At 65.2% G+C, this 7,239-nt stretch carries 7 protein-coding genes; 4 read left to right on the top strand and 3 right to left on the bottom strand.

All coding sequences use genetic code 11. The features are described from left to right. From JWP90_RS00145 to JWP90_RS00135, 3 genes are all read right to left on the bottom strand, one after another. A partial coding sequence (locus JWP90_RS00145) for a GntR family transcriptional regulator (protein WP_367182655.1) occupies positions 1 to 665 on the bottom strand: 665 nt, incomplete at its 3' end. A gap of 111 nt (positions 666 to 776) precedes the next feature. Then, entirely contained in the window at positions 777 to 2,123 is a 1,347-nt protein-coding gene (locus tag JWP90_RS00140; RefSeq protein WP_297358337.1) for a 6-phospho-beta-glucosidase, read from the bottom strand. Beyond that, complete coding sequence (locus tag JWP90_RS00135) at positions 2,120 to 2,869, bottom strand: DeoR/GlpR family DNA-binding transcription regulator (protein ID WP_297358335.1); 750 nt, start codon at positions 2,867 to 2,869, stop codon at positions 2,120 to 2,122. The genes JWP90_RS00140 and JWP90_RS00135 overlap by 4 nt, the downstream gene beginning before the upstream one ends. A gap of 112 nt (positions 2,870 to 2,981) precedes the next feature. On the opposite strand from JWP90_RS00135, the gene JWP90_RS00130 reads away from it, so the two are divergent. Genes JWP90_RS00130 through JWP90_RS00115 form a run of 4 tightly spaced genes read left to right on the top strand, consistent with a single transcriptional unit; the run spans position 2,982 to position 7,214 of the window. Then, on the top strand, positions 2,982 to 4,040 hold the full coding sequence (locus JWP90_RS00130; RefSeq protein WP_297358333.1) for a carbohydrate kinase family protein: 1,059 nt from the start codon (positions 2,982 to 2,984) through the stop codon (positions 4,038 to 4,040). 51 nt (positions 4,041 to 4,091) lie between these two features. Continuing rightward, positions 4,092 to 5,450 carry an extracellular solute-binding protein gene (locus JWP90_RS00125; protein ID WP_297358331.1) on the top strand — a complete coding sequence of 453 codons (1,359 nt, stop codon included), beginning with the start codon at positions 4,092 to 4,094 and terminating at the stop codon, positions 5,448 to 5,450. After that, positions 5,443 to 6,399: a carbohydrate ABC transporter permease gene (locus JWP90_RS00120; RefSeq protein WP_297358329.1), complete on the top strand. Its 957-nt coding sequence runs from the start codon at positions 5,443 to 5,445 to the stop codon at positions 6,397 to 6,399. Before JWP90_RS00125 ends, JWP90_RS00120 begins: the two co-directional genes overlap by 8 nt. Continuing rightward, a complete protein-coding gene (locus tag JWP90_RS00115) occupies positions 6,396 to 7,214 on the top strand; it encodes a carbohydrate ABC transporter permease (protein WP_297358327.1) in 819 nt (272 codons plus the stop codon). Before JWP90_RS00120 ends, JWP90_RS00115 begins: the two co-directional genes overlap by 4 nt. Positions 7,215 to 7,239: the final 25 nt, after the last annotated feature.

Raw genomic sequence — 7,239 nt, 5'->3', positions numbered from 1 at the left:
GGGATCAGCGGTCGACGAGCGTGATCTCGAAAGAGTAGGGGTCCGGCCGGTAGCAGTGCCGGCCGACTTCGACGGCTCTGCCCGAGCTGTCGAAGGCCGTGCTGTTCATCGTCAGCACAGCGTTCGGGCATGTCGAGCGGTCCCGCCTCGTCGGCGGTTACCTGGCGAGCCCCGATGCTCTGTTTTGCCACGCGCATGGCGACGCCCTTGCTTCGCAGCACCTGGTAGAGGCCGTGCCGGGTGAACGTCTCGGTGTCGATGCCGGTGAACTGCTCTTGCAGAGTGTTCTCGAGGACGCCCAAAGGCACGCCATTGGCCAGCCGCAGCCGCCTCAGAAACAGGGTGGGGCTTCCGACGGCGACGCCGACCAGTTCTGCTGCCATCTCATCAGCGGGACGGGTTTCTGCTGAGAGCACCCGGGTCTGGGGCGCTTGCCCGTTCCGTGCCAGGTCGTCGTGGAGACTGGTGAACTCGACGTTGCGGGCGACCCGGCCTTGCTCGTCCTGCGTGCCGACGCCGCGTCGTCGAAGGGGCAGTCCCTTGTCGACCAGTTCCTGGTGGCACGGCGAATCGTGGGTCGTGAAGGCCGCTGCGGTGGCTGAGCGCGTCCTCGTTTTCGCGCCGCGATCCTGGGGGCAGCGCACCGTCGGTGATCGATCGCTCAAGACTGTTGACGATCTGGTGATAGAGGGGGGACAGGGCCGGAGCGATCAAGGTCGAGGAAGAGCTCTTCAGGGAGCGGTTGCTCCGTTCGAGGCATCAGCCCCTCTTTGCGTTCAGCCCAGCATGCGGCCGATCGACTCGAACTTCTGGCTGTAGCGGTCGACGAGCTGGCGTGCCACGCCGATGGAGTCGACGAGCGGATGCGCCGCGAAGGCCCGCCAGGCGAGCTCGCGTGAACCGACGCGAGCAGCTTCGATCGTGAGCCGCTCGGCGGATTTGACCTGAGTCATGAGGCCGAGCATCTCGCCAGTGACCGGGGCGATCGGCCACGGGTGCACGCCCGCCGCGTTCACGGTGCAGCCGACCTCGACGACAGCGTCTTCGGGCAGCTGGGGAACGAGGCCGTTGTTCCGCACGTTGAGGATCATCGTAGACTCGCGGCCCGCGGCGAGGGCAGCCATCAAATCGAGTGCCACCGTCTGGTACCCACCACCATCGACATCCGACTCCTCCCTGCTCTCCTCGGCGGAGCGGCTCTCGGCCATGTAGCTCGACTCACGCTCGTGACGCGTTCGCAGCCACGCCCCGAGCGGATCGCTGCTCGGGGCGGAGAAGAATCTCGCCTGCTGCTGATCGAGGAATTCGCCACGCGTCGATGGCGCCGAACGGATGCGCTCGGTCGCCTCGCGCGTGAAGTAGTAGTAGTACAGGTATTCGTTGGGAAGAACGCCGAGCGCGCGCACCCAGTCGAACCCCATGAGCCTGGCCTCTTCGATCTTCTCGAGCGACGTGTCGGACGCGAGAAGCTTCGGCATCAGGTTCTCACCGTCGAGTTCCACGCTCCGGAGCCAACCAAGGTGGTTGAGGCCGACATAGTCGAAGTGCAGCGAAGGCGGCGTCGCGCCAGGAACACGCTTGGGCGACACCGCGTCGACAGCGCGTCGCATGAGGCCGATCGGTGTATCGCAGATGCCCACGACCCGGTCGCCGAGGACGGCGCGCATCGCCTCCGTCACCATGCCGGCCGGGTTGGTGAAGTTGATCACCCAGGCATCGGGTGCCACAGCCTTGATCGTCTCGGCCAGCTGGACCATGAACGGGATGGTGCGGAGGGCATAGGCGAGCCCGCCGGGCCCGACCGTCTCCTGACCCAAGACACCCAGGTCCAGGGCGATTCGCTCATCGCTGATGCGACCCGAGGTTCCACCGATCCGCACGGCGCTGAAAACGAAGTCTGCGCCACGCAGGGCTTCGGTGAGGTTCTGTGTCACCGTCACCCGCGGGGCGTATGGGGCGCGCTGAGCCAGCTCGTCGATGATCGCGCGGATGGTCGTCAGGCGCGATTCCGAGACGTCATAGAGGCTCAGCTCATCAATCCGCACAGGCGCGTTATCCGCGGAAACTGCCTCGAAAACCTGCGGAACACGGAATCCGCCGCCACCGATGATGGTGAGTTTCATGCCGTCATCACCTCAACTCCCTTTGCGCGCAGGACGGCGAGAGTCTCGGCATCCGCGTCTTCGTTTGTGATCACAGCGGTGATCATGTCTGGGCCACACACATTCAACAGCCCGACGCCGGGGAACTTCGAGGCGTCTGCGAGCACGATGGTGCGTTGCGATGAGGCGATCATCGCGAGCTTCACCGGAACTTCCATCCCCGTCGTGTCGGCGATGGTGCCGTCGGGACGGATGCCACTCGTGCCGAGGAAGCAGGTCGTCGCGCGGATCTCCGCCAGCGCCTGCTGAGTGAGTGCTCCCACCATCGAGTTGTAGTTCTTTCGCACGGCGCCGCCGAGCACGATGAGTTCGACGGCGTCATCTTCGCGCAGCTCGTCGATCACCGCGAGGCTCGAGGTGATCACCGTGATCCGGCGGCCGCGCAGCTCGCGGGCCAGGAGAGCGGTCGTCGTTCCGATGTCGATGAGTACGACGTCGCCGTCTTTCACGAGGGTGGCGGCACGTGTCGCGATCCTGAGCTTCTCGGGACGCTGCTGATTCTCGACATCGCTGAAGGGAACATGGTCAGACTCGATGTTCCCCCCGCCACGCACCCGGCGCAGGAGACCCTCGGCACTGAGCGCATTGAGATCCCGGCGGATGGTCGACAACGAAACCCCGAACTGCCCGGCGAGGTCCTCGACCGTGACTTCACCGTCTGTGTGAAGCGAATCAAGGATCTTCGCCTGTCGTGTCGCTGTAAGCATGGCGTCATCATATCAGTCACATACGAGCATCGTTTGACGCACAAGCGAGCAAAATGCAGTATGTTCGATCAAGCCGACGAGTTAGGCGAACGCCGACCAGAGGAGACGCACCGTGGCCGACAGTACTGAGACCGAGTTCGACGTTGTGCTCGCCGGCGACGTCTTCTTCGACATCATCCTGACCGGGCTCGATTCGAGACCCGCCGCAGGAACCGAGGTGTGGGCGCAGGGCATGGGGTCGAGTCCCGGCGGCATCGCGAACCTCGCCGTCGCGACCAGTCGACTCGGACTGCGGACGTCTCTTGCCGCTGTCTTCGGTGACGACGTCTACGGCCGCTGGTGCTGGGACCTGCTTTCCGAGCACGAACGCATCGATCTCAGCCGGTCGCGCCGGCTCGATGAGTGGCACACCGCCGTGACGATCTCGATCGCCGAAGACGGTGATCGCAGCATGGTCACCCACGGTCACGACAGCCCGGTCTCTGCGGACGAATTGTTGAGCGGCGGCATCCGCACCCGCGCAGCGCTCGCCGACCTCGGGGCGATGGGATCTCCTGACCGCCACGAAAGCTGGTGGAAACGCGCAGCGACCGAGGGCACACGCATCTTCGCCGATATCGGCTGGGATTCGACGGGGGTCTGGGATCCTCACGATCTCGAACCGCTGGCATCCTGCTACGCCTTCACCCCCAATGCGGGCGAAGCCATGCTGTACACCCGCACCGACACCCCCCTTGCCGCGGCGCGCGTGCTGGCCGAGCGGGTTCCCCTCGTCGTTGTCACGTGTGGTGCAGACGGCGCGATCGCCATCGACTCGGGCACGGGCGAAGAGGCCCGGATGCCGTCAGTCCCGGTCCGGGCGCTCGACGCGACCGGCGCCGGTGACGTCTTCGCGGCATCCTTCGTGCTCGGAACACTCCGCGAGTGGCCGACCGTCCAGCGCCTGGCATTCTCCACCCTCTGCTCCGCCCTTGCGGTGCAGCAGTTCGGCGGGTCGCTCGCCGCTCCTGGATGGGGTGACATCGCAGACTGGTGGGACCTGACGCGGGCAGGAAACGATACTGATTTGATTCGTCGATATGGTTTCCTCACCGACCTGCTGCCGCCGGAACGAGCCACGGCCGTGCGGCGCGCAGAGGCGACGTTCCGCCTCACCGATGAACTTCGATAAGCCCCTCGGGCCGCCGCTCACAACCCGCACCACACCACAGAAAAGGACATCATGAAACGACACACCCGGCTGACGTCCGTCGCCATCGGCGGCGTGGCCCTTGCGCTCACCCTCGCAGCCTGCGCGCCCGGAACCGGCCAGGCCGACAAACCGGATTCGCAGAGCGGCGAAATCAGCACCGACATCTCCGGCGTCGGTGACGTCACCCTCACCGTCTGGGACCAGGAGGTCCGCGGCGGCCAGAACGAGCAGATCGAGCAGCTCAACGCCGCCTTCGAGAAGAAGTACCCGAACGTCACGATCGACCGGGTCTCCCAGGCGTTCGACGACCTGAACACGACTCTTCGTCTTGCACTCACCGACAAGGACGCACCGGACGTGGTCCAGGCCAACAACGGCCGGAACACGATGGGGGCGTTCGTCGCCGCCGACCAGCTCCGCCCCCTCGATGACTATGCGGATGCCTATGGCTGGTTCGACCGGTATCCGGAGTCGATCCTGCAGTACTCCACCTACAGCGATGACGCCTCCGTCTTCGGCGAGGGTGACCTGTACGGTCTCCCGCAGGTCGGCGAGGTCGTCGGCATCTTCTACTCCAAGAGCAAACTGGAGGGGCTCGGACTCGAGGTTCCGAGCGACTGGGCGGCTTTCGGCGAGGCGCTGTCGGCAGCCAAGGCGGCAGGCGAGATCCCGGTGCAGCTCGGCAACATCGAGCAGTGGCCTGCACTTCACGTCTTCGGGCCCATGCAGGCCGACTACGTGGCGCCGGATGACATCATCAACCTCGGACTCGGTAACCCTGGAGCAAGTTGGGAAACAGCAGAGAACGAGAAGGCCGCTGAGGCGCTCCAGGCCTGGGCAAACGACGGCTACTTCAACGACGGTGCGAACGGAACGGACTACGACGCCGCGTGGCAGGCTCTCGCCGCCGGAAACGGCGTCTTCCTCATCGGTGGATCGTGGCTCGCCGCCGACCTCGCCGACGCGATGGGTGACGACCTCGGATTCTTCCTTCCTCAGACCGCGGACGGCAGCCTGGCCACCACCGGCGGAACCGGCCTGCCGTTCACGATCACCTCTGCGGCAGAGAACACCGATGTCGCCGCTGCATACATCGACTTCATCACGAGCGATGACGCGATGGAGATCATTGCCGAGACCGGCAACCTGCCCGTCAACCGCACGGCGGAACTCGCACCGGACTCCGGGGTCCTCGCGGACGTCTACACCGTGTTCGGCGATGTGAGCACCGACGGCAGCCTGCTGCCGTACCTGGACTACGCCACCCCGACCTTCGGGGAAACCCTCGGCCAGTCGCTGCAGAACTTGATCGACGGGAGGCTCGCGCCGAAGGACTTCGTGAAAGCGCTCGAGGCGGACTACGCGGAGTTCCTTGAGTCGAATGGCTAATACCGAGACGATCAGCCGGGGTGCTTCGCGGCGCTCCGGCCGGGACGCTTCGCGGCGCTCCGGCCGGGGTTCCGCACGGCGCCCCGGCCGGTCGACGCGTTCCTGGGTCCCGTACGCCTACCTCGCGCCGGCGCTGGTGCTGTACGGGCTGTTCCTTCTCGTTCCACTCGTGCGCGCGACACAGTTCTCCCTCTTCGAGTGGGACGGCCTCGGTGCATCGACATTCGTCGGGTTCGAGAACTACGTCGCCGTGTTCCAGGACGAGCGACTGCGTTCCGCGTTCGTGCACGCGCTTGTGCTCGTCTTCTTCTACGCCATCCTGCCGCTCTGCATCGGACTGGTACTCGCTGCCATCCTGACCCGGGCGAGGGTGAGAGGGATGGGCTTCTTCCGCACCATCATCTTCCTGCCCCAGGTGATCGCCATGGTCGTCGTCGCCGTGACCTGGCGCCAGATCTACGCCCCGGACGGCCCCCTGAACGGTCTTCTCCGGCTTGTCGGGCTCGACAACCTGACCACCGCCTGGCTCGGCGACTACACCTGGACCCTCCCCGCCGTCGGTCTCATCGGTACCTGGGTGTCGACGGGACTCGTGACGGTGCTTCTCATGGCGGGCATGAGCCGAATTCCCAAGGAGCTCTATGAGGCAGCGCGACTCGACGGCGCCGGCCCGGTCAGAGAATTCTTCGCCCTCACACTTCCGTCCATCCGTGGAGAGATCACGGTCGCCCTCACGCTGACCATCGTGGCCGCCCTGAAAACCTTCGACCTCGTGTATGTCACGACAGGCGGCGGGCCGGGCACGTCCACGACGGTACCGAGCTATGAGGTCTATCGTCGGGCATTCGAACTCGGTGAAGTCGGCGCGGCGGCCGCTGTCGGCGTCACACTGACCATCATCGTTTTCGCAATCAACGCCGTCGTCAACCGAATCGGAGACAAATCGTGAAGGTCTCGCGCCTGGAAATCTCGGCGAACTACCTGATCCTCATCGTCTTCGCCCTCGTCATCCTTGGACCCCTTGGACTCATCCTCTCGCTCGCCGTCGGTCCGCAGAGCGCGTCGGTCGGGCGTGAGGGGCGGGTCTTCCACTGGGAGAACTTCGCGGATGCCTGGGAGATCGGGCGGTTCGGCCAGTACATGCTCACCTCCGTCACGGTGGCGCTCATCGTTGTCGTCGTGTCGGTGGTGGCGTCGATCCTGGCCGGGTACGCGCTCGGAACCATGCGATTCCGGGGCGCCACCTTCTTCTTCTACCTGTTCCTGCTGGGCATCATGGTGCCCACGGAGGCATTCATCGTTCCGCTGTTCTTCGACCTGCGAATGGTCGGCCTCACGAACACGGTGCTCGGCGTGGCCCTGCCGCAGATCGCCATGTCGATCGCGTTCGGAACGTACTGGATGCGTACGTACTTCCGCACGTCAAGCCTCGCCATGATCGAAGCCGCCCGGCTGGACGGCGCGGGGAGCTGGCGCATCCTCTGGCAGATCCTCGTCCCCATCGGCCGGCCAGCCATCGTCACCCTCGTGCTGTTGACCTTCATGTGGACCTGGAACGAGTTCCTGATTCCCCTCGTGATGTCGCCGAACGGCAGCGTGCGTACGGCGCCACTCGGTCTCGCCTTCTTCCAGGGGCAGTACACGCAGGGCACGGCCCTGCTCGCTGCGGGTGCGGTGATGGTCGCCTTGCCCGTGGTCGTGCTCTACGTCTTCCTCCAGCGACACTTCATCAAAGGCATGCTCGAAGGTGCGGTGCGCGAGTGATCGACGTTCGTGTGCTGTCGGATGC

Source organism: Mycetocola sp., assembly GCF_025464835.1.
Lineage (GTDB): Bacteria > Actinomycetota > Actinomycetes > Actinomycetales > Microbacteriaceae > Mycetocola_A.
Note: the sequence above shows the minus strand (reverse complement) of the source record. Positions and strands in the feature narration are given on the sequence as shown.

Coding starts and splice junctions, on each gene's coding strand:
- JWP90_RS00140 (WP_297358337.1), bottom strand. CDS start 2,123: ATGAAACTCACCATCATCGGTGGCGGCGGATTCCGTGTTCCGCAGGTT.
- JWP90_RS00135 (WP_297358335.1), bottom strand. CDS start 2,869: ATGCTTACAGCGACACGACAGGCGAAGATCCTTGATTCGCTTCACACA.
- JWP90_RS00125 (WP_297358331.1), top strand. CDS start 4,092: ATGAAACGACACACCCGGCTGACGTCCGTCGCCATCGGCGGCGTGGCC.
- JWP90_RS00120 (WP_297358329.1), top strand. CDS start 5,443: ATGGCTAATACCGAGACGATCAGCCGGGGTGCTTCGCGGCGCTCCGGC.